A 21,573-nucleotide genomic window follows, 5' to 3' on the forward strand; every position below is an offset into this window, starting at 1 on the left:
ATGATAGAAACCTCAACCCTCAATCTGCAGTCCTACGTACGGCCCTTTGATTGAGAACAGAGTCTAACGAATAGGTTCCAACAACGCCGCTCTTTCCGCCCTTCGGTACTGATGACTCGGCGATATCGTCACCGCTCGATACAGTAGTCGACGAAGTTCCGCAGGATGCGGAGCCCCGTCTCGCCGGATTTCTCGGGGTGGAACTGCGTGCCGAAGACGTTACCCGCTTCGTTTGCGACGATGGCTGGGAAGTCGATATCGTAGTCGGTCGTCGCGACGACGGCCTCGTCATCGTCGGGGGCGGCGTAATACGAGTGGACGAAGTAGGCGTAGTCGCCGTCAACGCCCTCCGCGATGGGGTGCTCACGCTGGACGGACAGTTCGTTCCAGCCCATGTGTGGGACTTTTTGCCCCTCGTCGAAGCGGACGTTGCGGCCCGGAATCAAATCGAGTCCCTCCACGTCGCCCTGTCCGACGTGTTCGGCCTCTTCGCTGGAGGTCAGAAGCATCTGCATCCCGAGACAGATGCCGAACAGCGGTTTGCCCTCGGCGGCGGCCTCGACGAGTGGCTCACGGAACGGGCCGGCGTTGTCCATGCCTTCGCTGAACGCGCCGACGCCCGGCAGGACGATGCCGTCGGCGGCATCGAAGTCGGCTGGGTCGTCGGTCAGCGTCACCTCGGCGCCAGCGCGTTCGAGCCCCCGGGTCGCACTCCGGAGGTTCCCGAGCCCGTAGTCGACGAGGACGACCTCGGCGCTCCGTTGGGTGGTGCTCATACTCGTTCGTGGGCGGGCGGGGGCAAAGTGGGTTTCCATCCCTCAAGAGTCGATGTCCGAGCGCAGGCGCGGGGGTGCGCTGGCTGAAAAACTCGTTTGTGCGTTCGTCGATTTTCCCTCAGTAAACCGTATCTCTAAAACTCTCCGAGCCGGGATTGGCCGTCGCTTCCCTCGTCGTCGACGAGGGCGAGCGCCTCGTCGAGGGCGTCGTCGAAGGTCTCCCGCTGGCTGGGGTCGTACAGCGTTGCCGCGGGGTGGACACAGACGAGAAGCCGTCGCGTCGACCCGGCGATGCGGGCGTCGTGGAGCGTGCCGGCTTCCTTCGTCACCGCGACCGACCGCTCCAGCAGATGTTCGGAGGGAACTTTTCCGAGCGTCACGACGACGGCGGGGTCGACGGCGTCGATTTCTGCTTCGAGGTACTCACGGCAGTTCTCCCGTTCCTCGACGGTCGGGTCGCGGTTCTCCGGCGGCCGACAGCGGACGCAGTTGGTGATGCGAACGTCCCGGCGTGCCAGTCCGCGATCCCGGAGCGCCTCGGTCAGCACGTCACCGGAGCGGCCGACGAACGGTTCGCCCTCGGCGTCCTCCTGTGCCCCCGGTGCCTCGCCGACGAACAGCAACTCGGCATCGGTCGCTCCGACGCCGTTGACGATGCGACTCCGGGAGGCACACAACTCCTCACACCGGGTGCAGTCGTGAACTGCGATGTCGTCCATGGCGGTCGGTCGCTCCCGGGCGAGTTAATCCCGCCGGAACCCGCCGCCGTCGGCCCCACCGCGGACGGCGTCGACGCGTCGTGCGGCCCGCTTCGCCACCCGAAGCGGCTCGGGCCGCCGTTCGTAGGTGTAGTCGGCAACGATGCCATCGGCTTCCGCGGCGTCGATGCCGACGCTCCGAACGAAGAGGTCCCGACCGTCGACGGTGACTCGACGGCGCTCCGGCAGCGCTCGATAGCTGTCGAGGCGGTGTTCGCGCTCGGCGCCCTCGAAGGTGTCTTTGATGGCGTCGGAGAGTCCCTCGCTGTCCTCGAAGGAGACGGCGACGACGGGTCGGTCAGTCGCCTCGTGAATCGTATCGAGATCGAGGATGTTGTACCACGCCAGCGCGACACCGGCGAGGAACACGTACCGTACGTCCGGGCGGTCTAAGCGACGCCAGCAGTCGATAATGGCGTCGGTGGCGTCGCTGCCGCCGACGGTACACGACCCGAAAACGAAGTCGTCGACGACTCGGTTAGCGCGAACCACCGCGCCACCGAGCGTGCTGCTCGCGCCGTCGTCGGTGCCGCGGTAGGACTCCGCGATGCCGAGCGCGCGGCGGCCGGGTTTCACCTCAATGCCCTTTGATTTCCTCGAACGTCTCCAGGAGGTCTTCGCTGGAGGCGTCGTCGTACTCGAATTCGACCTCGCCGTCGTGAGTGGGCAGCGTCGATTGGTCGGGTTCCTCGATGTCGGTGTCGATTTGCTGGGACTCCTGTTCGGATTCGTCGTAACTGCCGAACCCCATAGCCACCCGTGGGTACGTGTTACATGATTGTAAATGATACGCCGACGGGGACGACGCCGCCAGCATCAATACGGCGGCCCTCCACCGGCGTGTATGGACGTAACCAACGTGACAACGGACGCGGAGACGTTCACCTGCAACGCGTATCTCGTCGAGGGCGACCGAACGGTGCTCGTCGACGCGGGTGCGATGGACGGGGTCGTCGACGTCATCCGGGCGCACACCGACGGTCTCGACGCCGTCGTGTTGACCCACCAGCACGGCGACCACGTCGCCCAACTCGATGCGGTGTTGGACGCCTTCGACGCACCGCTGTACGCCTACGCCGACCACCCGCGTCGGGCCAGCAACCTCGACGACGGCGAGCAGGTGTTCATCGGCGACGAGGCTTTCGACGTGGTGTACACGCCGGGACACGCCGACGACCACGTCTCCTTCGTCTCGGAGACGATGCTGTTCAGCGGCGACGTGGTGGTCCACGACGACGGCGCCTTCGACTACGGCAGTTTCGGCCGTACCGACATGGCCGGCCAATCGCGGGAACGACTCATCGAGAGCATCGAGACGTTACTCGACCGAATGGGCGATGGCGTCGAACACATGTACGCCGGCCACGGCGAGGAGTTCCACGGCGACGTTCGCGACGTAGTGGAGACGGCGCTCGGTCGCGCGGAGAAACGCGAACCGAAGTACCCCGAAGAGTAGCGTCTCCAATCACGACGACGACGAACCGGCGGCTATCGGACGCGATTGACGAGAGAAACGGGTGCCGGCTTAGGCCGCGCGGCGTTCCTTCGCCTTCGGACGGAGGTTCTTGTAACCGCACTTGCGGCATCGTTTCGCTCGCTTGGAGTTTCGGGCGTTACAGCGCATGCAAATCATCTTCTCGAGGGTGCGCTTTTCCGCCTCTTCGAAGTTAGCCATACGCGTTCGGAGGCGGTCGCTACCGTTTAACCTTTCCCTTCGTCGGCGCTCGCGGACCGTCCCGTTCGTGTGGATTTAGGTGGCGCCCCGCTGAAGCCGGGGTATGTACGACCGCCTTGCGGACCTACGGCTCGTCGTCGACGGTTACGACCTCGAGGCCGCCCAACGCGACGTATCGAGCGGATTCACGCGTGTTTCCACGACGATTTCGCTGTTCGGCGACGGCGAGACCGGTCGCGGCGAGGACGTGGGGTACGACGCCGACGACCAGCGCCTGTTTCAGAACACCTACGAAGACGGCGGCCTCGACCTCTCGGGAGAGTACACGCTCGATTCCTTTTCGGCCCACCTCGATTCACTCTCGCTGTTCCCCGAACCGCCGACCAACGAGGCGGATGCCCACTACCGGCGGTGGGCCTTCGAGAGCGCGGCGCTGGATTTGGCGTTGCGGCAGGCCGACACCGACCTCGGGAGCGTCTTGGACCGGCGTTACGACCCGGTCCGGTTCGTCGTCAGCACGCGTCTGGAGTCGCCCGAGCGCCTCGATGAGATTCGTGCGGTCGCTCCCGACGCCGAGTTCAAACTCGACCCCACCGAGGAGTGGGACGAGGCGTTCTGTGCCGCGGTCGCCGAACGCGGCGGCGTCCGGACGCTGGATTTGAAGGGTCACTACGAGGGGACCGACGTCGACGGCTCCGTCGACCCCGACCTCTATCGACGGGTCGCAGAGACGTTCCCGGAGGCCGTCATCGAGGACCCCGCGGTGACCGACGAAACCCGATCCATCCTCGAATCGGTTGCCGACCGCCTGTCGTGGGACGCACCGATAACGAGCGTCGAGGACATCGAGGCGCTGCCGTTCGAACCCAACTGGCTCAACATCAAGCCCTCGCGGTTCGGCACAGTCGAGTCGCTTTTGGCCGCCATCGACTACTGCGAGAGAAACGACATCTCGATGTACGGCGGCGGGCAGTTCGAACTCGGCGTCGGTCGCGGACACATCCAACTGCTCGCCTCGCTGTTCTATCCCGAGACGCCGAACGACGTGGCGCCGGGAGCGTACAACGCGACGGACCTCGACGAGGATCTGCCGACGAGCCCGCTCGACGCACCCACTTCCCCCGTCGGGTTCCGGTGGTAATTCACTCCTCGCCGCGGTCGAGGTACTCCGACTGGACGGCGACGACTTCGGCCGAATCCGCACAGTCGGCGTAGCGCCGGAGGGGTTCGTCGTTCAACTCCAAGAAGGTGTGTCCCCACCGGAACTTCCCGAGCAGTTCCTCTGCGTGGTCGCGCTCGCCGAGGATACACAGCGCCGCGGCGAACGCCTCGACTGTGTTCAACTGGAACGGCGTCCCGTAGTTGACCGGGTTGGCGGCGACGAGGAAGGGCAGCGCCCGATGGGGGCCGTCGAGTTTGAACGCCTCGGCCTCGGCGGTTTCCCACGAGCAGTCGAGGACGACGAGGGTATCGCTTTCGTCGGCGTCGGCCGGCGACAGCGCCTGCTCGGCGTGGGGGTCGAGCACGATTCCGGGCGGGGCCGCCCGCGCCGAGCGATGGAGGGAAACGAGGTCGAAGCGCGCGAGCTTTCGAGCCGAGCACTTCTCGGGGTCGTCGTCGCCCTCGTATCTGACGTGGAGGTCCACATCCACTCCAGCGGGTCGGCGAAGAAAAGTCGCTCGGCCCTCAGATGCGCTCGCGGTCCAGCGTCCCGGCGGCCCGAGCGTCGCCGTCGACGGACCGGCGACTCGGTGACCCACCCGACTTCACGATGTCGAGGGCGGTCATCACGTCGGTTCGGGAGAGTAGGCCGACGAGTCGCCCGGTCGCCTCGTCGGTTTCGCCTTCGATGACGAGCAGGCGACCGACGCCGTTCTGTTGCATCGTCTCGAAGGCGTCCATCACCGACACGTCCGGTTCGACGGCGTGGATGTCGTGGCTCATGATGTCCTCGACGCGGTAGGCGTCGCGTTCGACCGAGTCTATTTCGCGGGCGTCGTCGAGGGTGACGACGCCGGCGACGCGGTCGCCCTCCATGACCGGGTAGCCGGTGTGGCGTTCACGGAACATCCGTTCGACCAACTCGGCGACAGTCGTCTTCGGGGAAACCACGTCGAGTCGGTCCCGCGGGGTCATCACGTCGCTGACGGTGACGCCCTCGAAGGCTGCGTTCATCACCGTTCGCGTCGATTCCGAGGCGGCGGCGATGTAGATGAAGAACGCCAGCACGATGAGCAGCGGATTGAAGTTGATGAGCAGGCCGAACAGCCCCAGGAGGATGGCGAACAGTTGGCCGACGCGGGCAGCCTGCTGGGTGGCTTGGGCGTGTGGCCGGTTCCGGGCCAACAGTGCCCGGAGGATGCGGCCGCCGTCCATCGGAAAGCCCGGGAGCATGTTGAACACCGCCAGCACGATGTTCATGATGGCGAGATACGCGAGCGTGAACTGGGCCGCTTCCAGCAGGAAGCCACCGTCGGGAACGATTCGGAAGGCGAAATACGAGCCCATGCCCGCCAACACCGAGACTATCGGTCCGGCGATGGCGATGTTGAACTCCTGTTTCCAGTCTTCGGGAATCTCCTGCATCTGTGCGATGCCGCCGAGCAGCCACAGCGTAATCGAGTCGATGTGGACGCCGTAGCGACGCGCCACCAGCGAGTGGCCGAACTCGTGGAGGACGACACAGAAGAACAGCCCCAACGCCGCGGCCAATCCGATACCGAAGCGGGTCACCGCCGAAGCCGCCAACACCGCGGCGTCGAACTCGACGGTGAACTGCGCGTTGAGGAGGTCGACGAGACTCTCCAACTGGATTCCGATGAGATAGGCGAACACCGGCAGAATCAGCAGGAACGTCAGGTCCAATTTGATTGGTATCCCGAAGGCGCTGCCGACGCGGAAGTTCTTCATGGGTGTTTGTGGGTCCGCGAACCTATTAAAAGACTGACCGACGGGTTCGTACTCCCCCGGTTCGTAGCCGCGGGTATGTCCGAACCGGAATCCGAATCCGACCGACCGCTGGTCCGCCGCGACGACGACATCGAGTACGAAGCCGTCTCGGCCGCCGAGGGCCTTTCGAAGGGCGTCCTCGTCGGCCCCGAACATGGCGCGCCGAACCTCGCGTTGCGGCGCTTCGTCCTCGAAGCCGGCGCCGAGGTGCCGAAACACACCAACGACATCGAACACGAACAGTACGTCCTGAAAGGCGAGTACACCGTCGGACTCGGTGACGAGGAGTACACCGTCTCGGCGGGCGACTCGCTGCACATCCCCGCCGGAACGGTCCACTGGTATCGCAACGAAAGCGACGACCCGGGAGCGTTCATCTGTGCGGTGCCGAACGGCGACGACGCTATCGAACTGCTGGAGTAAGCGCGTCGACGCACCGAGGCGGTGAGGCTCTCCTCACGCCAGTTTCTCGACGACCTCCTCGTCCCACTCGGCTTCGGTGAACGCCGGCAGGGTCTCGACGCTGGTGTTGCCCTCGCCGCGGAACGTGATGGCGGCGCGTGCGGCCGCGCCGTCGTCCGGGTATTCGGCGACGGCGACCACGTCGTACCGGCCGAACGTGTAGTACATCGACAGCAACTCACCGCCGTGGTCGGCGACCATCTCGCGGGCGGCCTGCCGTCTGTCCGGACTCCGCTCCATCGTTTCGAGGCTCTCCTTGCCGAGTTCCATCAGGTGGACGTAGGTTGACATTGGTTTCCCTCCTCGTCCTCCCGACTCCGAGCGGGAGGACAGTGTGTTAGAGTACCACATGCTCGATATTATAGGTTGGTCGCCCATTCGCCGGTTGCCATCCGTTTGCATCCGTCCCGGACGACTGAAATACCCCGATACACTACACTCCCCCGTGTCACAGCAGGTCGCCGAGGTCGACACGCTGTTCCTCCACGAGGCGCGTGACGATTTCACCGTGGTCGCACGCCGCGACGGCGAGCGACTGCTACAGGGTCGCCTCGATTTAAAAGAGACCAGCGCCGGTCCCCGCCCCGGCCGTTTCCGTGTGAAGGACGGCGACGACGAGATACCGCGCCGTCCCGAGCAGTTCGTCGAGATGGCCCGCCGCGCCGGCCGCATACGTATCTCCCAGCAGACCTCTCGGGAGGGTCGCCGGGACCTCGAGGCCATGCTGGAGGGGTATCAACTCGACGCCAAACAGGTCCGGACCTGCCGCATCTGTGCGGGCAAGGGCCGGTACTCGCCGTTGACCTCCGAGACGGCCATCAAATACGACAACGAACACATCTGTCTCGACTGTGCGAAACGGGAACTCGAACGGGAGGCGAACTACCGGGGCCTCCGTTCGGGTGCCCGGGACCGTCTCGAAGACCTCCTGTTGGAGGTCGGCGACCTCGAACGCGTCGCGAACCTGCTTTCGGGACAACTCGACCCCGAACTGACGAAGTTCGACGAAATCTCGGCGACGACCGACGACATCGACCTCGTTCCGACGAGCGACATCGACGTACATCCGGAGTTGAAAACGCGACTCGAGGAGTTCGACACCCTGCTGCCCGTTCAGAGTCTCGCCGTCGACAACGACCTCTTGGAGGGACGCGACCAGCTCGTCGTGAGCGCCACCGCGACCGGCAAGACGCTCGTCGGCGAACTCGCCGGCATCGACCGCGCGCTCAAAGGCGAAGGCAAGATGCTGTTTCTCGTTCCCCTCGTCGCGCTCGCAAACCAGAAACACGAGGACTTCGAAGACGATTACGGCGACTTACTCGACGTGACGATTCGGGTGGGTGCCTCCCGCATCAGGGATTCGGGGAACCGCTTCGACCCCCAATCCGACGTCATCGTCGGTACCTACGAGGGCATCGACCACGCGCTTCGGACCGGCAAGGACCTTGGCGACATCGGCACCGTCGTCATCGACGAGGTCCACACGCTGGGCGAGGAGGAACGCGGCCACCGTCTCGACGGCCTCATCTCCCGACTCAAACACTACTCGGAAACGAACGACTGCGACACCCAGTACGTCTACCTCTCCGCGACGGTCGGCAATCCCGGTGACCTCGCCGGGAAACTCGACGCTCAACTCATCGAGTTCGAGGAACGACCGGTCCCCATCGAGCGCCACGTCACCTTCGCCGACGGCGGCGAGAAGTTGGATATCGAGAACAAACTCGTCCGGCGGGCCTTCGACTCGAAGTCCTCGAAGGGGTATCGCGGCCAGACCATCATCTTCACGAACTCCCGGCGGCGGTGTCACGAGATATCCCGGCAACTCGAGTACGATTCGGCGCCGTACCACGCCGGCCTCGATTACGGTCGCCGCAAGCAGGTCGAACGGCAGTTCGGCGAGCAGGACCTCGCGGCCGTCGTCACCACGGCGGCGCTCGCGGCGGGGGTCGACTTTCCGGCCTCACAGGTCATCTTCGACTCGCTGGCGATGGGCATCGAGTGGCTCTCTGTCCAGGAATTCGAACAGATGCTCGGCCGGGCCGGACGCCCCGACTACCACGACAAGGGGACCGTCTACACGCTCGTCGAACCCGACTGCTCGTATCACAGTTCCATGGAGATGACCGAAGACGAGGTGGCGTTCAAACTGTTGAAGGGGGAGATGGAGCCGGTCGTCACCCGCTACGACGAGGCCGCCGCAATCGAGGAGACGCTCGCCAACATCACCGTCGCGGGCAAGCGGGCGAAGGCGCTCAACGACCGCATGGTCGGGGAGGTGCCGACGAAACACGCCGTCGGCAAACTCATCGAGTACGAGTTCATCGACGGCTTCCAGCCGACGCCGCTCGGGCGAGCGGTCACCGAACACTTCCTTGCGCCCGACGAGGCCTTCGTCATGCTCGATGCGATTCGGAAGGGCGCCGAACCCTACGAACTCGTCGCGGAAATCGAACTCCGCGACGAGCACTGATTACTCGGCGGGTGCGATGCGCCACGTCGTCGCGTTGGTGTAGGACCACTGCTCGATGTCGAGAGTCTCCGCCGAGTCCTGCAGTCGGCCGAGCAGTACGCCGATCTGGGACGCCGAGAGGTCGAGGTCCTCAGCGAGGAACTTGCTCTTGACGTATATTTCGCCGTCGTCCGCACGACGTTCGAGGTATTCGAGGAGATGTCCGGCGGGGTGGGTCTGTTGATTCATCGTCATGACTGTGAGCGGTGTTGATGTCCGACGAGTACCGAGACGGCGTTGAGCGCGACCAACACGACCAGTTCGGTTTCGGAGACGACACCGGCATCGTACAGCAGGATGGCGGCCACGTACACGAGCGGGAAGACGGCGGCGGCCCAGAACGCCACTCCCTCGACAAGGGAGAGGAGGACTCCGGTAGCCGCTCGGAGGGGTTCGAACAGTCGGCGAGGCACCGTCGCGTGTCGCATACGAGAGCGAACGGACGGGGATATCAAAGGGGTACGCTAAGCTCAAACAGCCGTTTGTGCTACTCCATCACGTCCACTGCGAGTCGCCGGCTTACACCACAAGTGGTGCTATCGTCCCGACGAAGGCGATGTCGAGATACGCCAACGCGATGACGAGTATTGCACCGGGGACGCCGCCGACGGCACAGATGAGTACCGCAACCGCCGTGATTTCGATTGGTACGCCGAGGAAACTCGCGATGAAGAGGATGATAACGCCGACGACGGCGTTAACGATGAACGGTTTGACGGCCTTGATGACTCGATAGGCGCCGAACAGCAGCGCCAACACGAGTACGAACAGGCCGATTTCGATTGGTGTAACCATGTCGACGGGATTCACCGTGTGACGACATAGCCCTTGGGGCCCGGAACGAAACGTTTTCACGGGGTGGCGGTTTAGGGGGATATACGGGATCGTGGGTTAGCTTGGCTATACTCGCAGCCTTGGGTGCTGTGGACCCCGGTTCGAATCCGGGCGATCCCACTCTATCTCCTCCTGCAGATTGGGGCGGTTCGGCGCGCTCCCTCTGAAACGGGGGTGACCCTTTCCACCTGCTACACACCGTCCTTCGACTGGACATTTTCACTTTCACTACGGGGGTGGGTTGGTACTATCTATTCGCCGAATCAGCTCCGAAATATGGATTCACACAAGAAAGGTGACCTGACGGAAGCAGCAGTGCTTACCGAACTCAAACGGCGAGACGTGCCGGTCTCGATACCGTTCGGCGACAACGAGCGATACGATTTCGTCGTCGAGACGCCCGACACGCAGTTCTTGCGAGCACAAATAAAAACGGGGTGGTCTCGCGACGGCGTTATCGAATTCCGAGGGTACAGCAAACACACGAACAGTTCGGGAAACATCCAGAAATCCTACGACGGAGATATCGACTGCTTCCTCGTGTTCTCACACGAGCACGAACAGCTCTTCTTCGTGTGGGAAGAGGAGGTCGGTGCCAACATGTCGCTCCGAACCGAAGAGCCGAAACAGAATCAACCCTCGATAAACTGGGCCGCCGACTACGCCTTCGACGAGCGGTGGCCGCCGTAGCCGACCGTTTGATGGAACACCGCCGACGAGAGCACGTGGATCGACTGTCGTTCGACGACGAGGAGGGGGTGAGGAGTGATGCTCGGGGTACAATTCGGGCGGTCCCACTTTCTGTCGAGGGTTTCGGCCCAGTGGCTACTCCGCCGGCGCCGTCGCCGTGAGCAGGAACGTTTCCGGTCGAACGGCCTCGTGCGTGACGGTGAACCCCGCCTCCCGGAGGGCGTCGACCGCTTCCTCGGCGGTGAATCGCTCGTCGACCGGCGGTCCATAGCGTCCGTCGCCCGAGGCGGCCCAGTCGACGATGGCGAGGGTTCCATCGCTTTTCAGCACGCGAGCGATTTCGGCGAGCGCGTCGTCGCTGGCGAACTCGTGGTACGTCATCGTCGAAAACGCACCATCGAGACTGTCCGTGGCGAACGGAAGGTCGCCCACGCCGCTGGTGACGAGTTCGACGTTGTCCGGGACGCCCTTCTCCCGGTAGTAGTCGTGCATCGCCTCCTGAACGTCGACCGCGTGCACCGTGTTCACGTGCGGGGCGACGTCGTCGGTGAAAAACCCCGTGCCGCTCCCGAAGTCGGCGACGTGGTCGTCGTCGCTCGGCGAGAGTGCCCAGAGCAACTCCTCGGCCGAGAGGAACCGATACCGCTTGCCTGCCTCTTCGAGTTTGTCGGCGCGGTCGGCGTCGAAGGTGTGAAACCCCATTAGAGGTTCTCGAAGGCGTCGTCGACGAGTTCGCCGGTCTCGGCCACGATGTCGGCCATCTCCTCGTCGTCGGGCGCCATGCCGATGAGTCGGGCGATGCGCATAATCGAGACGTGATAGACGCGCTGGGTGCCGGGACTCTCCTCCCAGATGACGACGTTGCAGGGCATCAACGCGCCGAGTTGGTTGTCGGTCACGTTGAGTGCCTTCTCGGCAACCGCCGGATTGCAGGCGCCGAGCACGTAGTAGGGGTCGCGACCGGCGTCGACTTTCTCGTTGAGCATCTCCGAGGGCGAAAACTCGACGGGGATGCCGAATCCGGCGTCGGTAAACACCTCGCGGACGTGCTCGATGGCTTCCTCGTGGTCCATCTCCAGGGTCGCTTCGGCTTCACCGAAGTCGTCGGGGCTAATCTGTGACGGGTCGATTGGTAGCGTCATCCCTGAGGAGTATTGGGCTCTCAAAGCAAACCTCTTTCGGGTTCTTCCGATGGATGGAGGCGGGAACGCACTCACTCTTGTGAGTTGCTACCGAATTCGTGTGACCGAAACACCGATACCGCTGGATAGTGGTAATTGCACGTGAATGGATAGCAAGAGCAAGATTACGCGCCGGCGAGCGATTGCCGCCGGTGGTGCGACGGTACTGTTCGGCGGTGGAGTCGCGTACCTCGCATCCGGCTCTGAATCCGACGAACCGGAATACGTCCCAGAGACGTTCCACACCAGCGAGGAGACGACCGGATTCGGTGTCGAACTCGCCGGCCGGCCGCTCGTGGGCGACCGTGAAGCGACGGTCGACGTGTACTACTGGACGGACTACCTGTGTCCGTTCTGTAAGAAGTTCGAAACCGAAACCCTCCCGACGGTCGGTTCGGAGTACATCGACACCGGAGACGTGCGACTCGTCGTCTTGCCGTATCCGAACATCGGCGAGTACTCGATGCCGGCGGCCGTCTGGAGTCGCTGCGTGTGGCGAACGGTCGCAAGCACCGACCCCGAAGCCTTCTGGCGCTGGCACGGGACAGCGTTCGACGCCCAACCCGATTCGGGACACGACTGGGCCGACGAGGCGACGTTCAGGGAAATCACCGAACGGACCGACGGCGTTACCGTCTCGGCCGTCGACAGTTGTCGGGAGTCCCGCGGCGACGCCATCCGTGACGCCATCGAGACGAACCTCGGTGTCGCCAAGTCGGCCGAAATCAGCGGGACGCCCGGGTTCATCCTCTACAACCGCGACGCCGACGCGGCGGGCAAACTCGTCGGTGCCCACCCCTACGACACCTTCTCTGACGCGCTCGACCGGGTGTTGGAAGCGTGAGTACCACACGCGATGCGGCTCCGGGGTGGCTCCGGGGGCTCCCCGACGCACTCGGCTATCCGCTCACCTCCGATGGCCGACTCGTGACTGCCGGCGTCGTGACCGTCCTCGCGTACTCGGTTTTGGTGCTGAGTGCGTTCCCACAGTTCACGATTCAACTCCTGACGAGGAACCCTGCCGACCTCCTCTATGGGATTGCCGCCCTCACGCGGGAAACGTATCTGAGCGTCGGGTGGCTCGGTCTCCTCTTGGTCGTGACCTACGCGCTGTTGACTGGAATCGCAGCGACACACGCGATTGCTCTCTTCCGGCGTGCCCGTCGAACGAGCGCGTCGACGATGCTCGGCGTCGTTCCCGGGTTCCTCGCGGCCGGGTGTGCGAGCTGCGGTGCCGGCGTTCTCGGCGCCCTTGGTTTCGTCGGTGCGATGGCCGCACTGCCCTTCGAGGGGAACCTCCTCCGACTTGGCGGCATCCTTCTGTTGTTGTTTTTCCTCGGCCGAACGGGTGACCCACAGACGTGTTCGATTACGTAACAGTACCACGAGTCGGGGCCGCCACTTCCGAACAGTTCGCACACGACATTCCGGCTTGAGCTCTCGTTTTCCGGGCGAGCCAAACTATTTGTCGTCTGCCGCTTCAACCGTTAATATATGCCTTTTTCACGCCGATGCTATCTGGAACGTTGCGGGCGCGTCGGCGGTGCACTCGGCGTGGGTGTTCTGGGTGGCTGTGCTCGAAACCAGTCGTCCGACGGGAACCAAACGACGGTTCGAATCGGTTCGAAGCCGTTCCCAGAACAGAAGATATTGGGATATCTCGCCTACGAGCGACTGCAGGACGTCGGGGGGCTCACGGTCGTTGACGAAATCGGGTATGGGAACTCTCTCGCCAACTGGAGGGCGACAGCCAGCGGCGAGAAACACCTGTACTGGGAATACACGGGCACGGCGTGGACACAACTTCCACCCCGACACGAAACACGAGTATCAGACCCCGACCGACTTTTCGAGCGCGTGAAATCGGATGCCCGGTCCCAGGGGCTTCGAATGGCCGACCCTGCGTCGTTTTCGAACGAATACGTCATCGTCGTCGACCGTGCGTGGGCCCAACAACTCGGCATCTCGACTATCACGGAACTGTTCGAGTACATCTCGGAGACGTCGTCCGAAATCGGAATCGCGCTCAACGAGGAGTTTTACCACCGGGACGATGGATGGGACGGCCTGCTTGAGTTCTACGGTGTCGACGAGGATGTACGGACCGCACTCGAATCCGGCGAGTTCACTGTCACCTCCGTCGGGTTGACGTACGAACTGCTGAACCGAAACGGTATCCAGGTGGCGAGTGGGTTCGCCACTGACCCGCAACTCGACCGCCCCGAACTGCTGGCAGTGGCCGACGACCGCGAGTACTTCCTCTCCTATCAGCCAACCCCAACGGCTCACGCACCGCTTATCGAATCTCGGCCCGAGGTCTTCGAGGCTTTGACCCCAGTCGTCGACGCACTTGATGAGACGGTGATACGGACGCTCAACCGCCGTGTATTTCTCGAAGACCGGCCCCCAAGCATCATCGCAAAGCGATTCCTCAGCGAATCGGGTGTGGCCGATGTCTGAGCCGAACAGCCCGTCGTCACGTTCATCCTCGGCCTCCATCTGCGGTCCCGAGGTGGTTTATGATGGATAGGTCGGTTCCCGTGTTCGGACGGCTCCGAGATGTGGTCACGGCATCGTTCCGCCGGAAACTCGCGACCGCTCTTCTCATCGTCTTCCTCGTCGTCAGTCTCGTGACGGTCGGTTTGTACGTTCAAATCGGTGCGTTGCTGGACGAGAACGTCGAACAGTCGATGACAGCGGCTGCAAACGCCGAGGCGAACGAATTGAACGAATGGAGTGGTCAGCATCGTCTCTTGGCTCGGGTCCTCTCGGAACACCCAGTCTACGACTCGGGTAACGTCTCTGAGATGCGTACGTTCCTCGAGGCCCAGCATTCTGGTCGACAGGAAACCTCAGTCGTTCGAGCGTACGTCGTCGACCGTCGGAATCAGACTGTCACCGCCAGCTCGGACTCCCGGATTGAAGGTCAGCAAGTTAGCGACCTTCCATGGGAGGAACCGTTCTCGTTCCGGGATTTCGACGACGTTCAGTTGACGCAGCCCTACGAGGTTGAAAACGGAACCACTGTAGTCGGATTTATCGCACCGATACGACGGTTGCCAGGTAGCTTACTCGTCGTGGAAATCAACACCGAAAGCGTCTTCGAGCGGTTCGAACACCCCGTCGATGGTGGCTTCACCAGAGTGGTGAACTCGAACGGTACGGTCGTGTTTGCCGACGACCGCGACGCGGCACTGACACAGTACAGCGAGGGAACACAACGAGCGCCGATAGTTAGCAGAGGTCTCCGGGGTGAATCTGGGTTCACGGACTCACCGACGTACATTGGCGGGGCCTCTGGTTCGGAATACATCGCTGCATACGATTCGGTTTCCGGTACCGACTGGGTCGTCGTCGAACACGCACCTGCCGAAGAAGCGTACGTCATAACTCGGCGCGGGCGAACGTGGATTGGTGGTATCGCCGTTGTCGCGCTGGTCGCACTGTTCGTGGTTGTCGGTGTTCTCGGAGCCGACGTGACGACTGCGCTGTCAGGGCTGACCGACCGTGCCAGACGTATCGAAGCGGGAGAGTACGATGTCCCGTTCGAGACGGACCGCCCCGACGAGTTCGGCGACCTCAACCGGACGCTTGAATCGACCCGCGACACACTGCAGGCCCGCATTGAGGAACTCCGTGAGACGAAAGCCGACCTCGAGACCTCGAATACGGCGCTCGAAGAACGGTCAGCAATGGTGAGCGTCCTGAACCGGATTCTCCGACACAACGTCAGAAACGATGTGAACGTCATCACTGGTCGGACGGAACTGGCCGCCTCCCGTACCGATGACCAGGTCATCCATGAAGACCTCGAAGCCGTCAAGGAGGCCGCTTGGGAACTTGCTGAACTCTCCGACCGCACACAGCGAATCAAGCAGTTGCTTTCCGAAACGGAGTCTGAGACGAGACCGATGCAACTGGGGGAGAGCCTATCGTCAGCTGTGTCGAACCTGGATAAAGCTGGGTCTGACGCGACTATCACGGTCGACGGCGGCGAGGCGACGGTTGTCGAATCCTCACCGATGTTCCCCGTCGCCATTGCTGATGTCGTCGAGCAAATCCTCTCACACAACGACGAGTCAGTACGAGTCGATATCACGGTAGCTGAAGACGAAGCCGATGATAGTGTGGTTGTAGTTCACATTGATGACGACTGTGGCGGGCTACCGGAGTTAGACGTTCACGCCGTTGGCGCTGGCGAGGAAACGCCGCTCAACCATGGCGAAGGACTGGCGCTTTGGTGTCTGGAGTGGACCGTCTCGAAAGCGGGTGGGGAACTCGATGTTGACCCGGTTGATTCGACGCTTGAAATCCGCTTACCACGGAGCGACTCACTCCAAACGGGGGGTCCGAGTAGTCAACGGGGTAATCAAGGCCTTCAATAACCAATGCGCTCTCCGTCATCTGCAGTTGTATAGAATTGCAAATTCTATACACAAGTGTTTTGGTTCCGGGGCACGTATTCGAACGTGATACCAATGGTCGACTCGATGGCTGAACAACTCCAGCAAGACATGGAGTGTGAGGGGCTCTTGGAGTGCTTTCACGGGCTCAAACGGCTCGACAGGGAGGTCTTCCAAACGCTCGTTCACACGGACGAACCGCTAACCGTCGACGCGATTGCGGAGACGGTTGACCGCGAGCGCTCGACGGCGTACCGCGCCGTCCAGCGACTGCTTCAGGCCGGCTTCATCCAGAAAGAGCAGGTCAACTACGACCAGGGCGGCTACTACCACGTGTATAAGCCGGCCTCGAACGTCACCGACGACATGCAGCGGTTCCTCAACGACTGGTACGCGAAGATGGGCCAACTCATCGACGAGTTCGAGAACAAATACGAACGGAACGACGCCCCAAACTCACTCGAAGGCTAAGCCCTCCGGAGTTTCGAACGCCGGCTGTACCGCGTCGAGTCGTGTCTCTCTTCTGCCGTAGGTCACTCTCGACTCGACGGGGCGTTGCCACAGTAGTATTGTAGGAATACCCCATAACTCTTAATTACTGTCGGCCCCTATCGTGAGGTGATGACAGTCGAAACCGCTTCCGACACAGGAACAACCACGCCCGACGAACCACGCCCCATCGCCGGCCAGAGCGAACTGGACGAGTTCGTCGCGGACAACGACGTGGTCCTCGCGGACTTCTACGCCGACTGGTGTGGTCCCTGTCAGATGATTGCGCCCATCGTCGAGCGACTGGCCGCCGAGACCGACGCCGCGGTCGCGAAAGTCGACGTTGACAGAAACCAACAGCTGGCGGCCGCCTACGGCGTCCGTGGGGTGCCCACGCTCGTCCTCTTTGCCGACGGCGAGCAGGTCGAGGAAATCGTCGGCGTCCAGGGCGAAGACCAACTCCGCTCGCTGATTCGGGGGTACACCGAGTAAATGAGCGGGGATATCCACGATGTCGTCGTCGCGGGCTCGGGCATCGCCGGCCTCTCGGCGGCCGTCTACGCGGCGCGTGCCGACCTCGACCCGCTCGTCCTCGAGGGCGACGAGCCCGGCGGCCAGCTGACGCTGACCACCGATGTCGAGAACTTCCTCGGGTTCCCCGAGGGCGTCGGCGGCATGGAACTCGTCCAGCGGGGCAAAGAGCAAGCCGAGCGGTTCGGCGCGACGTTCCAACACGGGAGCGTCGAGTCCGCGACTCTCGACGGGCAGCCGAAAGAACTCACCCTCTCGACGGGTGAGACGATTCGGACGCGTTCGCTCGTCGTCGCCACCGGCGCCAGCGCCCGCTGGGTCGGCGCCGAAAACGGAGCCGACCTGATGGGCTACGGGCTGTCGACGTGTGCGACCTGTGACGGCGCGTTCCACCGCGGGGACGACGTTCTCGTCATCGGCGGCGGCGACAGCGCGATGGAGGAGGCGCTGTTCCTCACGAAGTTCGCCGAGTCGGTCACAATCGTCCACCGGCGCGAAGAGCTTCGCGCCTCCGAAATCATGGCCGAACGCGCCCGCGAGCACGAGGACATCGAGTTCAGGTGGAACACGGAACTGCAGACCCTCCACGGCTCACAGGAAGAGGGAGTCACCGGTGCGACGCTCGTCTCTCACCCCGACGGCTATCCGCGGGAGAAAGCCGAAGCGGGTATCGAGGTCGACACCGAAACGGTCGATGTCGGCGGCGTGTTCTACGGCGTCGGCCACACACCAAACACCGACTTCCTGGAGGGAACGGGTGTCGAGCGCGACGACAGCGGTTACATCGTCCCGCAGACCGACGCGGACGGTCGCCCGACCGCTCGGACGACTGTCGATGGCGTCTTCGCCGCCGGCGACGTTGCGGACCCGAACTACCGGCAGGCGATTACGTCGGCGGGGACCGGGAGCATGGCTGCACTCGACGCCGAGGAGTATCTGGAGACGCTCTCGGAGCGGAAGCGCCAGCGCATCGAAGCGTAAGCAGGATAGAATTACGGGCCCCGACTGTCGTTCGAACCGATTTCACGTCCGTTTGGATGGGTTTGTCAGAACGTTTTGTAAGGCACTCTTCGACCGACCGGTAGAGCGACCAGCATGTCCGACAATCCGTTCACCGATTCATCCATCTCTCGCCGGCAGTTCGTTCGACTCTCCGCCGCGACTGGCGGAGCGCTCGCGCTACCCGGACAGGCCAGCGCCGACGCATCTGCGCCGGCGTTCGACGCCGAATACGAGTACCTCCTGAACCACACGCCAGATGACTACGCGGTGCCGACGCTCGTGACGTTCGATGACGTGGGGGGTCTGCGAGCGATGGAGGCGCTCGTCTCCGAGACGCGAACGACGGCCGAACCGCAACCGGCGGGTTACGCGACGCTGTCGACGACACAGGCCCAGCGAGTCGCCGACCTGCCGACGGCGGAGACGCTTCACTTCTCGCCGGGAGCGAACCCGTTCTGGCGACTCGGCTACTATCCCCTCGGCGTCTTTCCGGAACCCGAACGGAGCGTCGATTTCCTCGATTACGAGGAGGTGGCCGCCGGACTCGACCACCTCGCCGACGTACACGACGACCGGATGCGGGTGCTGTCTGTCGGGGAAAGCGCGGGCAAGTACAACAACATCAGCGACCGCCGGGACCCACGGGACGTACTCGTCGTCGAACTCGCCGAGAACGTCGACGACCGCGAAGCCTTCGCGGCGAAGAAGCAGGTGCTGATTAACTGCACCATCCACGGGAACGAGCGGGCCGGCGGCGAGGCCGCACCGCGGTTCATCGAGGAGGTGCTGACCGGCCGTGAGCGACACATCGAAGCGCTGCTCGAGGAGTACGCCCTCGTGTTCACCTTCACGAACCCCGACGGGTGGGCGGCCCGTCGACCGCAGTACGAAAGCAACGGGGTTCCGGGCGCGCCGCTGCACGAACGCGGCAATCTCGGCGGCGACACCAACCGCCAATTCCCCAATCCGGGATGGGTGTCCGCAGCCCACACCATCGCCGAACCGCTCGGGCGGACGCTGGACGGCGAGACACGGCCGCCGGACTACGTCGCGGAGACGACGCCCGATATGCTCGCGTTCGTCGAGCACTGTCGAACGTACGAGAACCTCGTCTGTGGTATCGACCTCCACGGGATGTTGACCTCGAAGGATTTCGTGCTCGCCCTCGATGGAGCCTCCCAGTCGTCGACGGACCAACTGCAGAACAGTTTCGACCTCATCGAGATTATCGACGACCACGTCACCGAGGCGTTGCCGGAGTGGGAGCAGGCCGGCGAGGCGCTGACTCCGCTCACCGACCAGTTCAACCCCAGCGCGGCGGGACTGTCGGCGATTCCCGAACAGGCGTTCAACTACGGAACGCCCGTCGAGACCATCGGCTACTCGGGGACAGGTTTCGTCGACGAGTGGATGTCGTTCCCCGAGGAGCTAGGCGGACTCGGCATCCCGAGTCTGACCATGGAGATGGCGTACTCGAACACCGTCGGTGGGAACGTCTTCGATCCGGTTCGCGTCGGGATGCAGGCCGACGGCTACCGGGCGTCGATTCGCGGCGCCGTCGAGTTCGCCACCCGCGATGTCGAGGGTCGTTTCGAGGGCGACGGCGACATCGCCTACGTCGAGACGGATTCGCTGACCGCCAGTGCCGAGGACTTGCCGCATCCCGCCGACGCACCGGACGGCGACGACGCGAGCGTCTCGACGACGAGCGAGACGACGGTTCCGGCCGGCGGAACGGGGATAGCGACGACGACCGTTGGCTCCGAGACGACCGCACTCGCGGTCCATCCCCACGTTCCTCAGTCGGTCGCAAGTGCACGCCTCCGAGCACCCGACGGCGATATCGTTCGCGAGTTCGATGCGACTGACGGTCGAGCACTCGGTGGGGCCTGCTGTGGGCTGCCGACGTGGGAGGTGTCGACCCCGGCGGCCGGCGAGTGGACGCTCGAACTGCGCGACGAACTGGGTGAGGGAAGCGACGCGCGGGCGTCGTTCGTTCAGGCCCGCGGCGCCGGTGAGGCGCCTGACCCCCGCGAGCAACTCGGCTACGAACAACGCGACTACGAGGTGACGCCGCTGCGGTACTTCGAGGACTTCGCTGACGACGCCGACGTGGCCGTCGACGGCGTGACCGTCGAGGAGGTCGTCGAAGCACCGGCGCCCGGAAAGAGTGTCGAGAACGGCAACGCATCCTTCACCGACGGTGTCGACCTTTCGCCGTACGACCATCTCGTCGCAATCCACGACGACGGCGAGGCCGACGAGGAGTACGTCGAGTCACTCGAGTCGTTCGTCGAAAGCGGTGGAAACCTCGTCGTCACCGACAGCGGCCTGAACCTGCTTTCGGCCTTCGAGAGCCTCGATATCGTTTCGGCGGATATCTACGAGCAGACCGGCTACGTCGGCCAACTCGATTCGGTGAATGACGGTCACCCACTGGTCACCGACCGCCGTCCGATTCAGGACCACCTGTGGTACATCGCGCCGGTCGGATACTCCGAGGACGAGGCGCCGGTGTGGAGTATCGACAGCAACACCTTCGAGGAGTCGGGTGGCACCGTCGCAGGGACCGCCGGCGGTGATGTCGTCGTCGGAACGCTGGAACTCGGAGCGGGAACGATACAGGTCGTCGGGTCGTTGCTGCCCGAGGCGAACCAATCGAACCTCCACCCGTTTGGCATGTGTGACTACGCGACGACGTACTTCGGCCACCTCGTGATGACGAACGCACTTCGCGGTCAGCAGGTCCGTGCGGTTGACGGCCGCGAGACGGTTCGGGTCGGTCGCGGGAGCGGCGAGTAATCGGACGCCAGCCACCGAGGTGTGGACGGCGACCGGCCGAACTCAACCGAAGATGCCGAAGCCGAGACCGCCGAGGAAGCCGACGATGACCGCGACGGGGTTGTCCTGGGTCTCGATGTCGACGGTGGCGACTTCCTCGCCGTCCTGCATGACCGCGAAGGAGTCACCGAACCCACCGCTGTTGCGGTCTTCGAACTCGTTGTACCCCTCGTAGGTCAGCGAGCCGGGTCCGAGGTACAACTCACCGTCCTTCTCGCAGTAACTGGCCTGTGATTCGCTTTCTACACAGTCGACGCGGGCGTGGCCGCCGGTGACGACGCCGTCGACGACGAGCGTGCTGCCGTCGTCGGTTTCGAAGGTAATCTCACCGGGAACGCCGTCGCCGCCGAGTTCGATGTCGTTTTCGCCGAGGGGGTCTTCGGCGGACTGGGCCGCCGCGGGCATCGTCGCGATTCCAACCCCGACCAACAGCGTCAGGAGGGCCACGATTGCAGTACGGGTGTCCATAC

General features: G+C 63.4%; 27 protein-coding genes and 1 tRNA gene. 14 read left to right on the forward strand and 14 right to left on the reverse strand.

From position 1 onward, the window contains the following. Positions 1 to 128 precede the first annotated feature (128 nt). The 4 genes from hisH to NMP98_RS14855 form a co-directional block, all read right to left on the reverse strand. A complete protein-coding gene (hisH, locus tag NMP98_RS14840) occupies positions 129 to 776 on the reverse strand; it encodes an imidazole glycerol phosphate synthase subunit HisH (protein ID WP_254858644.1) in 648 nt (215 codons plus the stop codon). 134 nt (positions 777 to 910) lie between these two features. Further along, positions 911 to 1,495 (reverse strand): uracil-DNA glycosylase, encoded by a 585-nt coding sequence (locus NMP98_RS14845; protein WP_254858645.1) that lies wholly within the window; start codon positions 1,493 to 1,495, stop codon positions 911 to 913. 24 nt (positions 1,496 to 1,519) lie between these two features. After that, complete coding sequence (locus NMP98_RS14850; RefSeq protein ID WP_254858646.1) at positions 1,520 to 2,110, reverse strand: endonuclease dU; 591 nt, start codon at positions 2,108 to 2,110, stop codon at positions 1,520 to 1,522. Position 2,111: 1 nt separating this feature from the next. After that, positions 2,112 to 2,285, reverse strand: a complete 174-nt coding sequence (locus tag NMP98_RS14855) for a DUF5786 family protein (protein ID WP_254858647.1) — start codon at positions 2,283 to 2,285, stop codon at positions 2,112 to 2,114. 93 nt (positions 2,286 to 2,378) lie between these two features. On the opposite strand from NMP98_RS14855, the gene NMP98_RS14860 reads away from it, so the two are divergent. Beyond that, entirely contained in the window at positions 2,379 to 2,990 is a 612-nt protein-coding gene (locus tag NMP98_RS14860) for an MBL fold metallo-hydrolase (RefSeq protein WP_254858648.1), read from the forward strand. Between the two features lie 69 nt (positions 2,991 to 3,059). On the opposite strand, the gene NMP98_RS14865 is transcribed toward NMP98_RS14860, so the two are convergent. Then, the gene (locus NMP98_RS14865; protein WP_156707758.1) at positions 3,060 to 3,209 is read right to left on the reverse strand and encodes a 50S ribosomal protein L40e; all 150 of its coding nucleotides are present in this window, start codon (positions 3,207 to 3,209) and stop codon (positions 3,060 to 3,062) included. 103 nt (positions 3,210 to 3,312) lie between these two features. On the opposite strand from NMP98_RS14865, the gene NMP98_RS14870 reads away from it, so the two are divergent. Next, on the forward strand, positions 3,313 to 4,350 hold the full coding sequence (locus NMP98_RS14870; RefSeq protein WP_254858649.1) for an enolase-like domain-containing protein: 1,038 nt from the start codon (positions 3,313 to 3,315) through the stop codon (positions 4,348 to 4,350). 1 nt (position 4,351) lies between these two features. Here NMP98_RS14870 and NMP98_RS14875 read toward each other — a convergent pair whose 3' ends face one another. Together NMP98_RS14875 and NMP98_RS14880 are read right to left on the reverse strand one after the other, a co-directional pair. Continuing rightward, on the reverse strand, positions 4,352 to 4,855 hold the full coding sequence (locus tag NMP98_RS14875) for a DUF367 family protein (protein WP_254858650.1): 504 nt from the start codon (positions 4,853 to 4,855) through the stop codon (positions 4,352 to 4,354). A 40-nt stretch (positions 4,856 to 4,895) separates the two neighbouring features. After that, positions 4,896 to 6,119: a site-2 protease family protein gene (locus NMP98_RS14880; protein WP_254858651.1), complete on the reverse strand. Its 1,224-nt coding sequence runs from the start codon at positions 6,117 to 6,119 to the stop codon at positions 4,896 to 4,898. Between the two features lie 75 nt (positions 6,120 to 6,194). Here NMP98_RS14880 and NMP98_RS14885 point away from each other — a divergent pair, with 75 nt between their 5' ends. Further along, positions 6,195 to 6,581, forward strand: a complete 387-nt coding sequence (locus NMP98_RS14885) for a cupin domain-containing protein (RefSeq protein ID WP_254858652.1) — start codon at positions 6,195 to 6,197, stop codon at positions 6,579 to 6,581. 33 nt (positions 6,582 to 6,614) lie between these two features. On the opposite strand, the gene NMP98_RS14890 is transcribed toward NMP98_RS14885, so the two are convergent. After that, positions 6,615 to 6,911 carry a GYD domain-containing protein gene (locus NMP98_RS14890; RefSeq protein WP_254858653.1) on the reverse strand — a complete coding sequence of 99 codons (297 nt, stop codon included), beginning with the start codon at positions 6,909 to 6,911 and terminating at the stop codon, positions 6,615 to 6,617. A 154-nt stretch (positions 6,912 to 7,065) separates the two neighbouring features. On the opposite strand from NMP98_RS14890, the gene NMP98_RS14895 reads away from it, so the two are divergent. Next, entirely contained in the window at positions 7,066 to 9,093 is a 2,028-nt protein-coding gene (locus NMP98_RS14895; RefSeq protein WP_254858654.1) for a DEAD/DEAH box helicase, read from the forward strand. On the opposite strand, the gene NMP98_RS14900 is transcribed toward NMP98_RS14895, so the two are convergent. From NMP98_RS14900 to NMP98_RS14910, 3 genes are all read right to left on the reverse strand, one after another. Continuing rightward, entirely contained in the window at positions 9,094 to 9,321 is a 228-nt protein-coding gene (locus tag NMP98_RS14900) for a DUF7123 family protein (RefSeq protein WP_254858655.1), read from the reverse strand. A gap of 2 nt (positions 9,322 to 9,323) precedes the next feature. Continuing rightward, entirely contained in the window at positions 9,324 to 9,560 is a 237-nt protein-coding gene (locus tag NMP98_RS14905; protein WP_254858656.1) for a DUF8028 family protein, read from the reverse strand. 91 nt (positions 9,561 to 9,651) lie between these two features. Continuing rightward, the gene (locus NMP98_RS14910) at positions 9,652 to 9,927 is read right to left on the reverse strand and encodes a pro-sigmaK processing inhibitor BofA family protein (RefSeq protein ID WP_254858657.1); all 276 of its coding nucleotides are present in this window, start codon (positions 9,925 to 9,927) and stop codon (positions 9,652 to 9,654) included. 85 nt (positions 9,928 to 10,012) lie between these two features. Between NMP98_RS14910 and NMP98_RS14915 the strand changes: the two genes are divergently transcribed. Next, positions 10,013 to 10,086, forward strand: a tRNA-Pro gene (locus NMP98_RS14915). A gap of 156 nt (positions 10,087 to 10,242) precedes the next feature. Then, positions 10,243 to 10,656 carry a group I intron-associated PD-(D/E)XK endonuclease gene (locus NMP98_RS14920; protein WP_254858658.1) on the forward strand — a complete coding sequence of 138 codons (414 nt, stop codon included), beginning with the start codon at positions 10,243 to 10,245 and terminating at the stop codon, positions 10,654 to 10,656. Between the two features lie 135 nt (positions 10,657 to 10,791). Here the strand turns inward: NMP98_RS14920 and NMP98_RS14925 are convergent, their stop codons facing one another. Both NMP98_RS14925 and NMP98_RS14930 read right to left on the reverse strand, forming a co-directional pair. Beyond that, a complete protein-coding gene (locus NMP98_RS14925) occupies positions 10,792 to 11,358 on the reverse strand; it encodes a class I SAM-dependent methyltransferase (RefSeq protein ID WP_254858659.1) in 567 nt (188 codons plus the stop codon). Beyond that, positions 11,358 to 11,798, reverse strand: coding sequence for a DUF302 domain-containing protein (locus NMP98_RS14930; RefSeq protein ID WP_254858660.1), 441 nt, complete (start codon positions 11,796 to 11,798; stop codon positions 11,358 to 11,360). The genes NMP98_RS14925 and NMP98_RS14930 overlap by 1 nt, the downstream gene beginning before the upstream one ends. A gap of 145 nt (positions 11,799 to 11,943) precedes the next feature. Here NMP98_RS14930 and NMP98_RS14935 point away from each other — a divergent pair, with 145 nt between their 5' ends. From NMP98_RS14935 to NMP98_RS14970, 8 genes are all read left to right on the forward strand, one after another. After that, positions 11,944 to 12,681: a DsbA family protein gene (locus tag NMP98_RS14935; protein ID WP_254858661.1), complete on the forward strand. Its 738-nt coding sequence runs from the start codon at positions 11,944 to 11,946 to the stop codon at positions 12,679 to 12,681. Continuing rightward, positions 12,678 to 13,214: a hypothetical protein gene (locus NMP98_RS14940; RefSeq protein WP_254858662.1), complete on the forward strand. Its 537-nt coding sequence runs from the start codon at positions 12,678 to 12,680 to the stop codon at positions 13,212 to 13,214. The genes NMP98_RS14935 and NMP98_RS14940 overlap by 4 nt, the downstream gene beginning before the upstream one ends. Before the next feature lie 117 nt (positions 13,215 to 13,331). Then, the gene (locus NMP98_RS14945; protein WP_254858663.1) at positions 13,332 to 14,297 is read left to right on the forward strand and encodes an ABC transporter substrate-binding protein; all 966 of its coding nucleotides are present in this window, start codon (positions 13,332 to 13,334) and stop codon (positions 14,295 to 14,297) included. Between the two features lie 62 nt (positions 14,298 to 14,359). Continuing rightward, positions 14,360 to 16,222: a sensor histidine kinase gene (locus tag NMP98_RS14950; protein WP_254858664.1), complete on the forward strand. Its 1,863-nt coding sequence runs from the start codon at positions 14,360 to 14,362 to the stop codon at positions 16,220 to 16,222. A 93-nt stretch (positions 16,223 to 16,315) separates the two neighbouring features. After that, positions 16,316 to 16,711, forward strand: coding sequence for a helix-turn-helix domain-containing protein (locus NMP98_RS14955; RefSeq protein WP_254858665.1), 396 nt, complete (start codon positions 16,316 to 16,318; stop codon positions 16,709 to 16,711). Positions 16,712 to 16,861: 150 nt separating this feature from the next. Then, positions 16,862 to 17,221 carry a thioredoxin gene (trxA, locus tag NMP98_RS14960; RefSeq protein ID WP_254858666.1) on the forward strand — a complete coding sequence of 120 codons (360 nt, stop codon included), beginning with the start codon at positions 16,862 to 16,864 and terminating at the stop codon, positions 17,219 to 17,221. After that, positions 17,222 to 18,241 (forward strand): NAD(P)/FAD-dependent oxidoreductase, encoded by a 1,020-nt coding sequence (locus tag NMP98_RS14965; RefSeq protein WP_254858667.1) that lies wholly within the window; start codon positions 17,222 to 17,224, stop codon positions 18,239 to 18,241. It abuts the gene before it with no gap. 114 nt (positions 18,242 to 18,355) lie between these two features. Further along, entirely contained in the window at positions 18,356 to 21,064 is a 2,709-nt protein-coding gene (locus NMP98_RS14970; RefSeq protein ID WP_254858668.1) for a M14 family metallopeptidase, read from the forward strand. A 42-nt stretch (positions 21,065 to 21,106) separates the two neighbouring features. Here the strand turns inward: NMP98_RS14970 and NMP98_RS14975 are convergent, their stop codons facing one another. Beyond that, positions 21,107 to 21,571 carry a hypothetical protein gene (locus NMP98_RS14975; protein WP_254858669.1) on the reverse strand — a complete coding sequence of 155 codons (465 nt, stop codon included), beginning with the start codon at positions 21,569 to 21,571 and terminating at the stop codon, positions 21,107 to 21,109. Between the last annotated feature and the right edge of the window lie 2 nt (positions 21,572 to 21,573).

This window comes from Natronomonas gomsonensis (assembly GCF_024300825.1).
Taxonomy (GTDB): domain Archaea; phylum Halobacteriota; class Halobacteria; order Halobacteriales; family Haloarculaceae; genus Natronomonas; species Natronomonas gomsonensis.